This is a genomic window from Bacteroides sp. 51, from assembly GCF_010500965.1.
In the GTDB taxonomy this organism is placed as follows: Bacteria; Bacteroidota; Bacteroidia; order Bacteroidales; family Bacteroidaceae; genus Bacteroides.
Map to the genome: position 1 here is coordinate 98,244 of NZ_QVMI01000012.1, position 15,817 is coordinate 114,060.

General features: G+C 40.6%; 16 protein-coding genes. 6 read left to right on the forward strand and 10 right to left on the reverse strand.

Annotated elements, in window-relative coordinates; all coding sequences use genetic code 11:
• Window positions 1-238 precede the first annotated feature (238 nt).
• Window positions 239-877 carry a recombinase family protein gene (locus D0T87_RS11210; protein ID WP_370526843.1) on the reverse strand — a complete coding sequence of 213 codons (639 nt, stop codon included), beginning with the start codon at window positions 875-877 and terminating at the stop codon, window positions 239-241.
• A gap of 166 nt (window positions 878-1,043) precedes the next feature.
• On the opposite strand from D0T87_RS11210, the gene D0T87_RS11215 reads away from it, so the two are divergent.
• From D0T87_RS11215 to D0T87_RS11240, 6 genes are all read left to right on the forward strand, one after another.
• Window positions 1,044-1,490 carry a hypothetical protein gene (locus D0T87_RS11215; protein WP_163175215.1) on the forward strand — a complete coding sequence of 149 codons (447 nt, stop codon included), beginning with the start codon at window positions 1,044-1,046 and terminating at the stop codon, window positions 1,488-1,490.
• 3 nt (window positions 1,491-1,493) lie between these two features.
• Window positions 1,494-1,850, forward strand: coding sequence for a hypothetical protein (locus D0T87_RS11220; protein WP_163175216.1), 357 nt, complete (start codon window positions 1,494-1,496; stop codon window positions 1,848-1,850).
• A 10-nt stretch (window positions 1,851-1,860) separates the two neighbouring features.
• Window positions 1,861-2,301 (forward strand): hypothetical protein, encoded by a 441-nt coding sequence (locus D0T87_RS11225; RefSeq protein WP_163175217.1) that lies wholly within the window; start codon window positions 1,861-1,863, stop codon window positions 2,299-2,301.
• A 45-nt stretch (window positions 2,302-2,346) separates the two neighbouring features.
• Window positions 2,347-3,159, forward strand: a complete 813-nt coding sequence (locus tag D0T87_RS11230; protein WP_163175218.1) for a hypothetical protein — start codon at window positions 2,347-2,349, stop codon at window positions 3,157-3,159.
• 95 nt (window positions 3,160-3,254) lie between these two features.
• On the forward strand, window positions 3,255-4,850 hold the full coding sequence (gene mobV / locus D0T87_RS11235; protein WP_239063620.1) for a MobV family relaxase: 1,596 nt from the start codon (window positions 3,255-3,257) through the stop codon (window positions 4,848-4,850).
• Between the two features lie 194 nt (window positions 4,851-5,044).
• A complete protein-coding gene (locus D0T87_RS11240) occupies window positions 5,045-6,418 on the forward strand; it encodes a hypothetical protein (protein ID WP_239063622.1) in 1,374 nt (457 codons plus the stop codon).
• An 83-nt stretch (window positions 6,419-6,501) separates the two neighbouring features.
• Here D0T87_RS11240 and D0T87_RS11245 read toward each other — a convergent pair whose 3' ends face one another.
• The 9 genes from D0T87_RS11245 to D0T87_RS11285 form a co-directional block, all read right to left on the reverse strand.
• Complete coding sequence (locus D0T87_RS11245) at window positions 6,502-7,299, reverse strand: orotate phosphoribosyltransferase (protein WP_163175220.1); 798 nt, start codon at window positions 7,297-7,299, stop codon at window positions 6,502-6,504.
• 235 nt (window positions 7,300-7,534) lie between these two features.
• On the reverse strand, window positions 7,535-9,022 hold the full coding sequence (locus D0T87_RS11250) for a Fic family protein (protein ID WP_163175221.1): 1,488 nt from the start codon (window positions 9,020-9,022) through the stop codon (window positions 7,535-7,537).
• Between the two features lie 117 nt (window positions 9,023-9,139).
• Window positions 9,140-10,672, reverse strand: a complete 1,533-nt coding sequence (locus D0T87_RS11255) for a glucosaminidase domain-containing protein (protein WP_163175222.1) — start codon at window positions 10,670-10,672, stop codon at window positions 9,140-9,142.
• Between the two features lie 31 nt (window positions 10,673-10,703).
• A complete protein-coding gene (locus tag D0T87_RS11260; protein ID WP_163175223.1) occupies window positions 10,704-12,476 on the reverse strand; it encodes a hypothetical protein in 1,773 nt (590 codons plus the stop codon).
• Window positions 12,473-12,757, reverse strand: a complete 285-nt coding sequence (locus D0T87_RS11265; protein ID WP_163175224.1) for a hypothetical protein — start codon at window positions 12,755-12,757, stop codon at window positions 12,473-12,475. The genes D0T87_RS11260 and D0T87_RS11265 overlap by 4 nt, the downstream gene beginning before the upstream one ends.
• Before the next feature lie 23 nt (window positions 12,758-12,780).
• Entirely contained in the window at window positions 12,781-13,608 is an 828-nt protein-coding gene (locus D0T87_RS11270) for a M23 family metallopeptidase (protein WP_163175225.1), read from the reverse strand.
• A 32-nt stretch (window positions 13,609-13,640) separates the two neighbouring features.
• Window positions 13,641-14,273 carry an antitoxin gene (locus D0T87_RS11275; protein WP_163175226.1) on the reverse strand — a complete coding sequence of 211 codons (633 nt, stop codon included), beginning with the start codon at window positions 14,271-14,273 and terminating at the stop codon, window positions 13,641-13,643.
• Window positions 14,274-14,298: 25 nt separating this feature from the next.
• Window positions 14,299-14,955, reverse strand: a complete 657-nt coding sequence (locus D0T87_RS11280; RefSeq protein WP_163175236.1) for a hypothetical protein — start codon at window positions 14,953-14,955, stop codon at window positions 14,299-14,301.
• Window positions 14,956-14,999: 44 nt separating this feature from the next.
• On the reverse strand, window positions 15,000-15,692 hold the full coding sequence (locus D0T87_RS11285) for a hypothetical protein (protein WP_163175227.1): 693 nt from the start codon (window positions 15,690-15,692) through the stop codon (window positions 15,000-15,002).
• Window positions 15,693-15,817: the final 125 nt, after the last annotated feature.

Sequence of the window (15,817 nt, forward strand, 5' to 3'; positions counted from 1 at the left end):
CCCATAATTAATAGGTATATCTGTTCCTCCGCAAGACTTCCCTGCTATCAGTCATACGGAGGAAGTGGCAAACGCCAACACATTCTTCTATCTTAGTGCAGGAGCTTTGACTACATCAAAACAATCCTGCTCGTTGCGATTTCAGAACAAGTTGTCTGTATGTTTGCCCCGGCAGATGTGTTTTAACCCACCCAAGCTTCATTTCGTATTTAATAATACCCATTCAAAGTTTTGAAATTTACATGGATGAATTCTTATTTTTGTTTATTTTCCTTTGAATCTCTTCTTTCGAATGCCCTCTATTAAAAGAAACACCATATTTCAATAGAATCCGGAAAACAGAACTGCGGCTCCGAAAGCCGCTGGTACGCCATATCTCATCAATAGGATGCCCACTTTTATAAAGATTTATAATAGTTTTATCTCTTTCTAATTTAGACCGTCCCGACGGAGTATTCGGTTTTCGAGGTTTCTGAAGCCTTTTCTCGTGGGTAGATGCCATGCGCATTATTACAATTTCTGCAGGCAGTGCCGCTATTACATTTAAAAAAGTCGATATATTACTCTCCGGAAAGAGAATATCTCCGGAGTCAATCCTGTCGTGAATGGAAATGATACGAAGCATCTCTTTGCGGCAGTATTCCAGAAAAAACGAAAGTTCCCTTACACCTCGTACCGCATTACTGAACCGGGTAACAATAATCTCATCGCCCCGTCTCAGTTCACTTAGAAGTTGCTTCCACTGTGGACGCAGCTTTTCATGTTCTTCGATTTCTTCCACAACCGTATAGCATCCGTATCTGTTCATCCATTCAAGATCTGCCTCATAGCTCCCGTTTTGAGCTGTATGTAAAATATAACCAACTTTTGCCATCATTTTTCATTTGTAGTTGCAAAGGTATAATTATTTATTATCGACAGATGCCATATTTATCTACTTGTTTATTCTTATATATGTCTTATCTGCATCCGAAAGAATAATAACTTTTAAGAGTGATTTTTGTAACATTTTTCTCTCTACTTTTGGCGCAAAGCTTATCTATATGTTTGAAGCCCTAATACAGCAATTTGATATTCTGGCATGCCTCCAGATGCCCCGAATATTCAAAACAGATCATATCATAACCAAAGAAATTTACGATGATTATGCCCTGGTAGAGTATAAGCTGGAGAATCATATTAGCATGAATAATCTATTAGAATTGCTTGATGACCAGACAGAGATCATACTACTTTACCACAATGTTCCCTCTAAAGATGTTGATTTTGGCCAAAGCTGTTGTGCCTACTCCAATCCTCGTTACAGTCACATGCTGAAATTTAATGCACACACTGACGGAATGGGATTATGTACAAGCATTTATGTCACGATCTACTCCTCATTGGAGTATATGTATATAGCCCTTCAACACGAGGTACAACTTATCTTGACCAAAGGAAAATGTGATTATATGCGTAGAAGCAAAGACCTGTTGACTGACTTCTTCTAGGCTATGGATAACACAAGACTTTCTCGTTTGGTAGAATTGATTCACGAACATTATACCTGGATCGATGTATTTGATTATGACAAAAAGGAACTATTTACTACACTCGCTTGGGGAGAACCAGAAACCGAGATATCCCACGTGTTACGATTTATAACGAAGATTCCCAGGAACAAATACCGCAAAGGTAAAATTATCAGTATCCCCGGACCTGATTTAGACCGAACCATCCGTTCGATGTGTATCAACGAGAATTTCAAAAACCGTTTTGAAAGTTTGAACTTTACAATAGAAGACATTGAGGAGATTGTGTATAAAGCAACTTCAAATGTGCTTAAACTGGAATTAGAAAACTATTATTAAAATAACAACAATGGCTTGGATATTATTACAATTTATTTCTCCTGTTCTCATTATATTGATTTCATGCAGTATCTATAAACGGCAAGGAACAATCATGGAGAACTTTAATCTTCGCATAGCGTGGAGTAGTAGCTATCGTAAACTCTTTATGCTGGTGGTACTATTACTGCTGCTGATTTTTCATTTCATCTGTCTAAACGGACAATGTTCGATAGCCGGTCTGATACCATCCTCATTATTCGTATTGGGACTATTCTCTTATAAATTTTCGCATTGGATACTGCGTCAATTACATAAGCCTAAACTAATGTTTTCCGCTTTCGTGGCAACATTGGTTTTCCTTTTCGTACCTGGTATGTACTCGTCAGCAGTGACATTGGGAGTTATTCTTGTGGCATCGCTATTCTATCCGACTAAAGAAAAGATACGACAGAATAACCTGTATAAATAAAAACGATCCATTTTCTAACATAAAACAATTAATGCTTAAAACAGTATGAACAAGACATTTGAAATCAGACATGTAAAAGTCAGCAAAGTTTTGCTTGACTATCTTAAACCATCGGATGAAGGTAGATGTACCAAGTGGAATGCTTACTTTAATCTTCTGAGCAGAGCTTCCAAATTTTCCGGTCATGTTACTCACTTTGGACAGGAATTCGACCTGGTGCCTGGTGAGTTTGTCACTTCTATCAGTGAACTCGCAAAGGAATGGCATTGGCAACGTGCCACCGTTCGTCACTTTCTTGAAGAACTTGTGAGTTTAGGACAACTATCGCAAGAGGCGTATGTAAAGTGTAGTCGTATCAATATGATAGCACTTCGTTTCAAGTGGTTGCCACAAGAACATCCGTTCTGTCTATTAGATGATGATAGTCTTGAGAAATTGAGAATCTCATTTAATGCATGTGATCAAATCACCAGTTCCATAAATGAAAGTGTATCCGGACAGGACAGTGGTACCGACAAAGATTATCTTGACAACGAAAGAAACATCCTATACTCACATGAGCAACGAAAAACTGTCGTTTACCACTATCATACAATCGCCCTTTCAATTTACAAACATCTGGTAGAAGATACTTATTCCCCGGAAGTGGAAAAAGCCTTGCTTGACACATACTACAAACGATGCGATGGTGACAGTGAGAAGATGCAAGCTCTCATAAAGAATCTATTTACTGATGTGGCCCAGCCGTTGAACATGATGGGCTTTGAGATTTACCACGAATTTAAGGAATCTCTTATTTCCCTACTTTCTCAAATTCCCTCAGAGAATCGCGAAACAAAATCGCAAAGCGATAATTAACAGCGTATCATTGTTACAAATTCCCGGCTTGTATTTCCGCTTTTCCATCTCCTAAACACATAGAATACTAAAGAGCGTTTAAAGGGCACTCGAGCTTGCTCTATCGAAACTCAGGAGCTTGCTCAGGTGCCACAAACGAAGAGGGTGGGGAGCCTAATACCCACTTTGGCAATAAATGCCAGTGGAGTGACCAGATAACAGCAAGCTGGGTCGAACAATTTAAAGGTATGGAAGAGAAGAATAAACAAATGATGGAGGTGGAGTCCTCCAAAGGAATGAGTGCCGGACAGAGTGATGAACACCAACGTGCCTGGAGTGAGCATCATTGGGATCGGGCTTTGAAAAAGGGAAACTATGACCGTTCCCGTGAAAAACTCAACTTCGAAATAACGAAAGGAGGAAAAGTGAAGCCGGTAAACAAGAATAAGCGAATAACGGAACGCATCGCGGAGCGTTTCAGTGCTTGTGGCATCAAAGACCCTAATGCGGGAAAGAAGATACCTACACGGCGTACAGTTGTAAATGTCATCTTTGGTGGTTCGCGTGAACGGATGCACGAAATAGCTTTTGGCAATCAAAGGGTAGACTTATCGCGTGGATCCGATAACTCCCATATCACCCGAGCAACAGATATTGAAAGTTGGGCGAAAGATATGTATCAGTTCGCTTGTGATCAATGGGGAGAAGATAATGTGGTGGGATTTTATGTACATCTTGATGAGACAAATCCACATGCACACTGTACCGTTTTGCCGATTACAGCCGATAATAAACTGTCGTATAAGAAAGTGCTTGCCGGAAAAGACAAATTCGAATATAGTAATAAGATGCTGGCACTTCATAGTGCTCTGGCTGTCGTAAATGAACGATGGGGGCTTGAAAGAGGAAGTAGCGTGGCTGAAACCGGAGCAAAGCATCGGAGTACGGAAGAATATCGAAGAGAATTGTCTAAGAAAAACACGTGGCTCGAATCTGAAATCAAATCCCATCAGCTTACATTATCTAATCTCTATAGCCAGATACGTTTGGCAGAACGACGTATAAAAGGACTGACCACAATGGTCACCAACCTGGAGGAAAAGGAAATTAATGTCCGTCAAGAGTTAGGGAAACTGATTACTCTTTCTAAGATTGGTGAAGAGCAGAGCGCAGAACTTCAGGAGCACCGTCTGAAGCTTGAACAAGAATTGGCTGATGTGATAAATAAAATAGAAGAAAAGAAAGAAAAACTCCAACAGGCAGAACACATCCTTATGGCGTTACAGTATGAAGTAAAAGAAGAAACAGCCAACAGAGACGAGACTAGGCGAGAGGTGAATAATGCAGTGAAGGATATGAGCCGACAGATCAAACTTCGCTTGGTTGAAGCCGGCTTTGATGAAATAGTAGATAGCTTTCGTTATCTGTTCGGACGTATGACCAGTACACACGATTCCTCTCTGTTTGATAATAGCTTTGTTCAGGATATAGCAGAACGTGGGAATGAGATTATTATCTGCGCTTCATTCCTTTTCGCCGGGCTTGTCGATCAAGCTACCACTTTTGCTCAAACTCATGGAGGTGGTGGAGGGGGAAACGATCTGGCATGGGGTAAAAGGGGAGACGAAGATGAACAAGCATGGGCACGTAGATGTATGCGGATAGCTTCTAAAATGATGAAACCGGCTACAGGTACCAAAAGAAAGATATAATAATATACAGGTATGATTTCAATCAGAAAAGCCATACCTATTTATAAATAGATTTAATGTCCGATAGTAATACGAGGCCTGATTTTTCCTTGTTAAATATTACCGGTTCATTTGCTTGTAATTTTAAATAAAACAAGATGATACGAAGTCTATTTTTAGTTATTACAATATGCCTGTGCATAAAGATGCAGGCTATGGGAAAATTATTAGTCCCGGATACAATCTATCATAGCCGTTCTTATAATGAATTAACTGTCAAACCGATAAATCCTTCTTACTTGAATGTTATGACATATTCGGGTTGGAAAGATAACTGGTTTGTGAATCTATCGGGAGGCACCACTGCTTTCCTGGGAAGTCCTCTCGGTTGTGAAGACTTGTTTGGAAGAATAAAACCGGCTATTACCCTATCATTGGGCAAATGGGTAACACCAGCCATTGGCGCGCGTGTATCTTATCAAGGATTCCAATTCAAAAACAGTATACCGGAAGATAGAGAGTATCAACACATACATGCCGATTTCCTTTGGAATGTGGCATCTCACTCTTACAATGCCCGTGACCAACCATATTTGGATATTGTTCCCTACGTTGGGCTTGGCATTATACACAACAAGGATGCCGGGAACCATCCTTTTGCCTTCTCTTATGGCGTGATGGGACGTTATCGTCTTTCTCATCGAACTCACTTGACTATGGAACTTGGTGGCACTACTACATTCAGAGACTTTGACGGCTACGGCGCTTCCAATAAGTTTGGTGATAATCTGATGAGCCTCACAGCCGGTCTCTCTTTTACGATTGGTAAGGCAGGCTGGAAAAGAGTGGTAGATGCCAGACCCTATATTGAGCAAAATGAATGGTTACTTGGCTATGCGTCATCACTGTCGGATAATAATCGTTTGCTTACTAACCGGCATAAAGACGATACGCAGGCTATTATGGAATTGAAAAAGATTTTGGAAATCGAAGGTTTGTTAGAGTTATATAAAGACAAACTAATGGCCACTGGCAATAACTGTATTTCGCAAAAGAAGTTATTTCCAAAGAATGATTATAGTGGGCTCAATTCTCTTCGTTCACGGCTTTTGAATCATCGGTGGAATGGTGATCCAAAAGAATATCTTACTGATTCCATTCCGATAGATACTATCGCAGATATTGAAAGCAGAAAAAGAAACTCTTCTACTGCCAATGGTTGGGCGTGCGATTATTTATCGGAAATATCCAATGGGAGAAGTTGCATTGGAGCACCTATCTATTTCTTCTTTCAGTTAGGCACCAATCACTTGACTAATACATCTCAGTTGATTAATCTGGATGAGATTGCAAGAGTTGCCAGGAAGTATGGATTAAGTATTAGCATATTGGGGGCGGCTGACAACGCAACAGGTACAGATGAGATCAATCGTTCATTGGGTTCCGGTCGCTCCAATTATATCAGCTCACAGTTAATACTGCGTGGAGTTGAAGAAAATAAGATTACAAAAGAAAATGTAGGTGGTATCAATACCTATTCACCAGTGGAAGCTAATCGCAACACAAAAGTTGTTTTGTATTCTCCCTAAAGCTCTAATTTTTAATAAAAACTTTGTTATTGACTAAGAGAGAGGATTGCTCATATGGGCAATCCTCTCTCTTAGTCAATGAATTACTTGTGAAGCAATGCCGTGAACCAGACATCCAATTTATCAGGTGTCTGGAAAGTCTTAGCCATAAAGATAGCATAAACAACCTCTCCACCTTTCTTTTTTATTTGTTCTTTAAAATCCATCAGACTCTGACCGATAGTCAGCAGATCATCATTACAATTATTTCCTTTCAGATTATGATTGATATAGTAGTTCCGTTCAATTTTTCTTTCAGACTTCTTTTTTGCAGAATGGAGACTTTTACGCTCCCCTGTATAAGTTATGTAGTCAAAGCCATGGGTTAATTGTGGAAAGAAATCCTCAATATGGTATGCTATCGACTGAAATCTCCGATATCGCCAGTCTTTACTGCAAGGTATAAACATCACTACATACTCTTCTTGGGGAGCCAATACCTCTATGCAACTACCAAAAAAATCAATACCATTTCTCTTATTATTCTTGAACTCAAATATCTCATCACAGAAAAAACGTTGGTCTACACTGAGGTTATTTCGGTGACGACTGGGGAAGTAATAGTCATAAAATACACATTTCACCCCTTTAAATTTAAACATCTTTAGCGGATTATATTTATCGAACTCACCAGGATTGGCAAAAGCATAAGTCAAAAACGACTGTTTATCTCTGGCCAAAACAGTTTTCCTGCTCAACTGACTTCTTAGCTCCTTATCAACGGATAATTTAGCCGCATAGCGATAGGCTTCTCCTGCTTTCTTCAAACAGAAGAATGCAAATCTGATTGCTGCAATACTTATTGCAAGAAGGATAAAGTATATTATAATTGGCTTTACCATGGTATTAAAAAAGCAAAGACTTCCACTCAAATGCACTGATCAGACTGATCAGACGAGAAGCATAGAAAGTCATATATTTCAAACAAAGATAAAAGTGCAACAAAGCATTGCACTTTTACTGTGGAGATATAATATACTGTTTATTGACATCACTGATAAATATTAGAGAATAAAATGTTATTTTTATCTCAGAAAATACAATTTTTGGCGAATATGGTTGCCTTAATGATAAATTTCAGCGAATTGTCCTGTTTATTATTTCTAATTTTGCTTGTGAGGGTTCCTCATAAGCATTACAGATGCGCAGATATTCTTTTAGTTCAGTAAAATTAGTACCATAAAGATTATCACTAAATTTCTGTAGTTTAGCCATTACGTTTATATAAGCGTTTGGGGCTTTTTGTCGTGTCAATTTTCTTAAAGCCAAAAGATAGTCTTCCCTAAAGACTGTTGGAACAATAATCCTTGTTTGATCTCCCTTAACGAGTTCTGCATTCATCATGATCCTGGCAATTCTACCGTTGCCATCATTGAACGGATGGATCTCACTAATCATAAACATCATATATATGGCACGGGCAAAAGGATCTTTAAGGGCTGTGTAATACTTAAATCCATAGTTCAGTGTACCTTTCACCAATTGGTGGTCAACAAATTCAGTGTTTCCTGCTCTATTGTTCTTAGTCTTAAATATGCCGGGTTCCAAATGTGGTCTTCCGTCAAGCAATATAGAATGTCGTGATTGTAGAATTGAATACAGTTCTTCGACTGAAGCTGGCACACGATTCATTTCTGCCCTGTTCGACAGCAATCTGAATGTTCCGAGTATATCATGAGAATCTTCATCCCGGCGAGGAATCGGAATACCGGAATCGACGATTTGCTTTGCTTCGTCTATTTCAAATTCTGTTCCTTCGATATAATTGGAAAAATAACTCTCAAAAAATGAGAATAACCTGAATGATTCTTCATCCCTGTTGCGGTTCGCACGTTCAACAAAGTATTCATCTTTAATAGCATCAAATAAGATTTCGAATAATTCACCTCTGGCAGCATCGAATGGTATTCCTGCTGACATTGCTTTTGCAGATGGTGTACTGAGAACTTCTGAGGAATGTGTTGCCAATAGTGCGGATATAATTTTGTTAATCTTTTCAAACTCCTTTGTCATACCCAACTCCAAAGCTACAGAGTGTAATTTATCCCGATACACATTTAATTTGGTCTCATTCCCTATTAAAAGTATTCTCTCTAATTTATTCTCTATGATGGAAATAGGCAGTACCTTAGATTCATCTCCGTTTTTGCGGGAGGTCTGCATATTCTCTAACATCCATCGATATTCTCCTGCAATAAACAGACCGTTATATGGCATATCATCCTTAGATGCAGCCGATCCCTTTTGCAGATTGATTACAATTCCGGGAATATCTGTAATCCTTTTGTTTTGTGTTGTAGTAAGAAAAAAATCTCCACTGGCTGTCGGACGTAATTCTTTGGCGCTTCTGTGACTGATAACAGCACCCGGATATCGCCACGCAAGAATGTCTATGATATTGCGTTTAACAATGTTCTCTACACGGTCTATTGTATTGGAGGTATAAAGTCTTGGTGCGATTTTCTTTAACTTGCCTTCTTTTTCCAATTTGGAAATTTGCCTTGACACATTTGGGTCAGAAGAAGAAAAAATAATTTCTTTTGATAGTTCTACTTTATTTGGCATACAAATTTTATTGAATTAGTGAGTACAAATATACAAAATTCATCGAATAAAATCGGTGAATTGATAAATTTAAGAGAATAAGCTCATTCTCCCATGTTGATTAGATAAAGTATTCTTTCATCGTATCTGCCTGTTTTCAGATTGACTTTGTTGTTCACTTGCTCCCTGTTCATAGTTTAGGGAAACTTGCTGGGTAAGCATAATATTATTGACCACTCTTCCTATTTGTTGCCGTTTCTCTTCATCTGATAAACCGGAATCAGTCAATGTTTTTTGTAACCGGTGTATCTCTGCCGCACTTAATTCATGAGAAAAGCTATTCTTGCCATCATTTACTTGCAATAAGAGTTTACTGTCTTCCTGGGGCGTCAATGTGCATTCTTTAAGATCAGGAAGTAGTGAAGAAAGGTCAACCTGTTTTTTTACTGCTGCATCTGTTGCAGCCTGCATCTGTTCTTCCTGGGATTTACCATCAATTTGTATGGCCAATGCCATCAGAGAAGTGAACATGGCTGTCACCAATTCCATGATTGGGTCCATGCCTGGCATTCCAATACCGCTGTCTTCCGATGAAAGGAGCTTCTTCATCCACTCTTCAGGGGAAATTGATGTGTCTATAGTCGCAGTTTCATTCTGTAGAACTCCGGCAGTCTTGTATTTCGCCAACAAATCCGTTCCGTTCGACAAAGCCTGTAACTTAATATTCCCTTTCTGTGCAATCTCCGCAAGGTAAGCAGCAGGATCAATGTCTCGTGAACTGCCATCTGTCGCAATCTGTTTCACCCCGAAATGAAGATGTTCACCCGTTGTGCGTGTGCCGGTGTTACCAGATACACCTAACTGCTGACCGGCTTGCATCGTATCTCCAACTTTTACATCAATGGAAGATAAGTGTAGGTAGCTGACTTGACATTTCGTTTTGTCCGATCTTGTATATTCGAGTGTTACCGATTTCCCACCTGCTACTTGAGCATTTTGATTGACTGCTACTACCTTACCATTATTTTCCGTTGCTAACACTGCATCCCCTCTGGTCTGTATATCAATACCCTTGTGCATCTGCTGTCTGGATTTATCCATAGGATCCTGGCGTAAGCCAAAAGGTGATGTAATAAAAAGGAACTCCTCTCGTTTTAGAGGAAAAGAGTAATGCTCTTTCCTATCTTCCGTAAAACCTTGCGTCCGCATCTCCTCCATAACCATCCTGTCATACTTATCTAATCCGTTACGTTCAATGATGTTTTGCAGGCTATGGGCATAATTTCCCCCGGTAGCATATCCCGCACGTTCCAATCCCGAAGTCCATCCTTTGTAATCATCTGGAGAGCACTGAAAACATGCTGAATAGCGGCTGTTCTCTTTCAGAAATTTGGAATGATGCTCATACGAATCCATCACAGACGCATAACTGCAAAATTTCTCGTTGGGCTTGTCATCCGCATAAATCAGATACTGCCCACCTTCCTTTAACCAGCTTGATGTAGCTTTTATCCCGAAATGATTATTACCTTTCCGGGACAATTCACTTTGCCCATTACTGCTTTCCAGTATTCCCTGTGCCAGGGTTACGGAAGCGGGAATACCATACCTACGCATCTGTTCCATCGCATACGCGGAGTATTGTGCGGCATATTCTGCATTCTTTCCCATATTTTCTGATATTTACCTGTTTGAGTTTTGATTATTTGATGCCGACTGTTCTTTCCCTACTTTCAGACTGTCCATTCTCTACTACCTGATAATTCTCTTGAGCAACCTGGTGCATCCGGTCGTTCTTGGCAAGAACAGCATTGGCAAGGGTATTCAATGGTAGAGCACCGGCCCGGTAAGCGGCGACTACTGTTTCAGGTAGTTGTATGCTGCATGGTATCTTATCAATAGTGGCAATAAGGTTGTTTCCTTGTAAGATCGGATTATCTATTCGTGGATTGATGGCTTCGTCAGGATAAACCTTATACTGCCGGACTGCTTGTGATATTCCTTCCTTATTCTCTATCGCCTCATGACCTGCTTTATTGAACAGATTTAACCCACCCATACCAATTAATATCATCTTAAGAATCGGATTTTTGATGAACATTCCTACCAGGATTGAGGCAATAGGCAATATATTGTCTTTAAGATTGAGTGATTTCGTCTTTCCGGTAAAAAGTCCGACCAGTACATCCGGTAACATAGATATCACATAACCAAGTTTTTTGCCAATGTCACCCAGGCCATTTAACCCGACAGAACTCAATAATCCCGACCAACCATTCTCATTGTTTTGCGTCTGTTTCGGTGTATCTGTACCAGATTCATGAGAATTCTGTGCACCATTGGCCTTTCTGGTTTCCTCACTCTTTTCAGTTTCTAACGTAGCTTCCTTTTCATCTTTCATCCGTTTTTGTTCAGCCAGAAACTCTTCTTCGTAGCCGGGAGCAATTACCAGTGGAATATTGTTATATTCGGTATGTTGATTTATCTCCGGTTGTGAATCGTTGTTGAGCTGCCACATTACCGGCTTGAAATCATCAACCCAAAATGGCTTCTTTGTTGGTATCCCCATTTTATTTATAAGTTGGCTATTACACGAAAGCACATATTCATTTTCATACGGCACGATCTTCCTACTTTCTTTGCGGAAGTCAGTAAATACATTCTGTTGTTCCCCGAACACCCCTTTACTGATACACTGCTCAATAGTCAACGTGTTGGATTCCGGTTTCTTGTCTAAAAAATGTTCAATTCCGGAGAATATAACTTCCGCCCCTGCCAACTTTGCGATAGCACCCCATGAGGAAAATCCTCCGGTAGTAATGACATCTGTTCCAAACGACAAAGCCTTGCCGGCCCCTTTCTCTACTACGGAGGGGTTATATGCTGCTTCACCTCTTTCTTCAATTTGTTGTTGCAGCGGTGATTTGGATAGGGATTGACTTAGCCCTAACAGACTTCCGGACATTCCTTTGCGTAGAATATATTCCATGGAAGACTTTGGCATTTGGTCTGCAACCATTCGATCTACCATCATCTGTTCCACTCGATAATCCACGTAGGCGTAAGCAAGATCGGAACCAAGCTGTTTGGAAAGTTGGTCATATTGATCCCTGCCAATTTCGCCGATCAATGTGTTTCGCCACTCACCGGCAATAAGACACAAATCCTGATTGATATCCTTTGATCCACCAATCTGGTCTTTGCACATATCCACATAGTCTTCCGATGTTTTACTGTTCCATTCTCCGACCAGCCGGAGATATTGCATATTGTCAACCGGTACATGATGCATACCACCGGCCATTGATCGCATAATACCATTAAAACTTGTGGCATAATCTTTATACTCCTTCGCCTGTTTCCGGGAAAGTTCATTTTGAACATTCCGCATGACAGGTGCCAACTGTGCATTGAAATACTGCTGCAAGCAATATTCAATCTCGGCAAATCGTTGCGACTGCTTTGGACTACTCATGAGATATTTAATTGTTTCATTAGCTGCACTTTGGTTTGTTCAATGGCATTGTGGTACACCTCCATCTGTTTGGGAAAATATTCTTCAAGTAAGGTGTCCTTATCAATCAGGTTTTGAATAAACCGGATAGCTACCTGCCTGGTGATTTCTATGGATGCTTCTCCGTCCTCGCGATTATTGAACCACGCTTTCGTCCACCAGCGGATTCCTGCCCGGTCGGGATAGACGGTGACAAGCCTTGGTATATCGAAACTTTGTACATCTATCTCCAGTTCTGCCAATGGGTCGATAATTCCGTTACCGACTAAGGCTTCGTCAGAAGTTTTTTTTTACCTTCTTCGCTCAGCCCGGAGAGAAATACCTGATGGCGAAGCGCCAGATAGCTCAGAAAATCGGCGATAAGCAGATTCTGTACTTTGGCAGCTATAGGTATTGATCTTTGTCCGATGCCCAAAGGATTGGCAAGTGACGGAATCATCTCGTAGAAATAGTTTTTGATGGAAGAGAATGAAAAGACGTTGCGCAACGATTGTTCCGTGTGTTGTGATAACAGATAGCGGCCATCATTCACTTCTGCCAGGTACTCAGGATAGAATCGGAGCATAAGCTCTTCTAATTCCGCTTGATTCTCATCATAGTCTGTTGGAACATCCATATCAATAGTCTCAAAGTCGGGTATACCCGTTTTTCCTTGTTGTTGCATCATCTTCAGATTACCATACAACATCGTGAGAAACTCAAGTGGATTGATCTCCTGACCATCATACTTCACTTCTAAGTGAAGAAGGTCTCCGCTTACGCTGACCACACTTCCTGCTTTTACTCGTGCGCCGAATGAAGCCAACGCATTGGATAAATGGGCGTATGTGACTTCGTATTTCTCGTAACGGATTACTTGAAACAGTCCGTGCTGCGGATTGCTACCGATACCTGTTACAATACCGTCGGCTACCGCTGAAAGGATATAACGCTTCGTTACAAAGTCTATCCCATGGTGAAAAAAATCCTCCCCGGTCTGTGGGTGAAGTTGCTTTCCATAATCCAATGAAATCTGTACATCTCCATTCTGCTCCTCAAAAGGCATGCAATAGCCACTCTTTGACTGTAAATTCATCTCTTGTGTATAGGTCATCTCTTTTTTTTGTCAGTTTTACATTTAACTATTTATCTTTTCAGACCTCTGGATTGTTCAGTATCCGGACTATTATTTATGGATTGTTGCTCCTTCATACTTCTTTCACTATTGTTACCAATCAACATCATACCCATCAGGGCACCTGCTATTTTACCCAACCATCCGAATCGTCCGAAAATGAGTAGGGAAGAAGCTACAAGACCGAGTATGCTCAACCCTGATACATTTCCTTTGCCGATATTGCTAAAGAAACTGCCCAGCGTATCGAGTCCGTTACCGCCAAGTATTTCTTTGGCGAATTTGCCGATACCATTCCAGGAGCCGGTCACATCCGACACGGAACTTTTTACTCCATCCAAGGTCTCACCGGCTTTTTCAACCACATCTTTCACTTCCTTTGTAGCCTGACCGACTGCATTCATCCCCTTATCTACCGTCTCTTCACCAACCAAAACATCAGCTGCCGCACGTATAACCGGCTTATCGTTGAAAATATTCTCCCAAGCCAGATATCCCATGCCACCGCCGACTACAGCCGTTTTGGTTGCTCTCCCAAACCCCATCAAGGTACGCTGCGGATGTATCACAGCGTTTCCCATGCTATTAACAGATGCTGTTGCTGCACGCTTGCCGTACTTTAGTACTGTTGACCATTTACTCATATCATTGTGGTTTTAGAATTTATATTTATCGGTTGCCATTTCGTCTCCATCGTCGCATACAAGCCTTTGCAATCTCATATTTATCAGCTTTCGGTCTTGCTCCTTCATCTATCTCTGCCCAGACATCGGCAAATGAAGTATATTTAACAGCCCTTGTCAGTTGTTGAAGTTTCTTGTTCATGACTCGTAATTTGGGACGAATGGTAAATACGATCTCTATACGCTGCTTCTCCGTCATTTTTGTGTTACTTAAACAAACCTGCCGGATGTCGTTGACGATTTCTACACTCCCCAAAATAAGGTCACGATAGATTTGGTTACGTCGTGGTGTGAGTGCTACGGCAAAAGCTCCCTGGCTATGTTCTCTCAACTGCTTGGAGAAATTACTTAAGTTGTCAGACATTTTATCAATTTCATGGTAGAAACCATAAATCTGTGCGGCATAGCAGATAATATCCCTGAACGAATCAACATATTCATTGAACTTCCGCTGCAAATCAGTGGTTCCTTCCACTTCTTCCCGAATCCAAAGGTGTCCCGTTGTTTGCAGCAGCATCGCTTTTTCCTGTGCTTTCAATTCACTTTTCGCCTTGTCGGTATAAACAACAATCATACCGGCCAAAGCCGGATCAGTTTGTGCTTGCACCTGTTGAATGCTGATGAATACAAAAAGTGTCCACATCAGTAAAAAGATTCTTTGTTTTCCTTTCATTGCTCATACAGATTTTAATAGTTGACAACTTTGGCGGCTCGCTTCCATCTATCCAGAGCCATAATAGCCACCTCTCCATTGCTTCGATCCAACATTCCGGCAGTAACATTGTTCCATACATCAGTCAGTGTGTAATAGCGGATACTCAAATAAAGGCGGTTGAGCTTTTTCTTGAAACTGTATAATTTATCACTTAACGCCCACATTATCTCGCTTCGTTCCGCTCCCGTGAGCATATTTTGTGTGCCACCTGTTGATATGGCATTGCGGAGTAATGTATAGACTGTTACCAGTTCCGTGGCCGTTTCAATATATAGATTGTTCATGCTGATGGTGGCTATGACACCTTGTGAATTCGTACTGATAGCTTTGCTCAGTTTACCAAGGATAATGAAGATACGCACTCCATCCTCATAGAGCGTGGAAGCAGCTTTCAGAGAAGAAGCATAGCCGCCGGCAGTTTGCAGGTAACCGCTGTATTTACGTTCCCATTCATGAATCTTATTGAATTCCGCTGCAATGGTATTCTGTATGACAGCCGTTTTCATTTGGCCTTCCGTCTCAGATTGTATTTGTTCATTGATAGCTTCGTTGCCTTCCGCCAATGCGAGCCATTCCAAAGGATTGGTTTGGATATATTGGGCTTTAGCTACTTGAGTACCTATTATAAAGGCAATTAGTATCACACTAACGATTCGTAATTTCATAAATACCCTTTCTTTGTTTGTTGTACTTTATGATGAGCTTTCTCTTATGTAAAGTGAGCAAGGTCAGATAGCTGACTATTAACAAAATAACCCTGTTACTTAACCTTACCACTTTACATAACAAT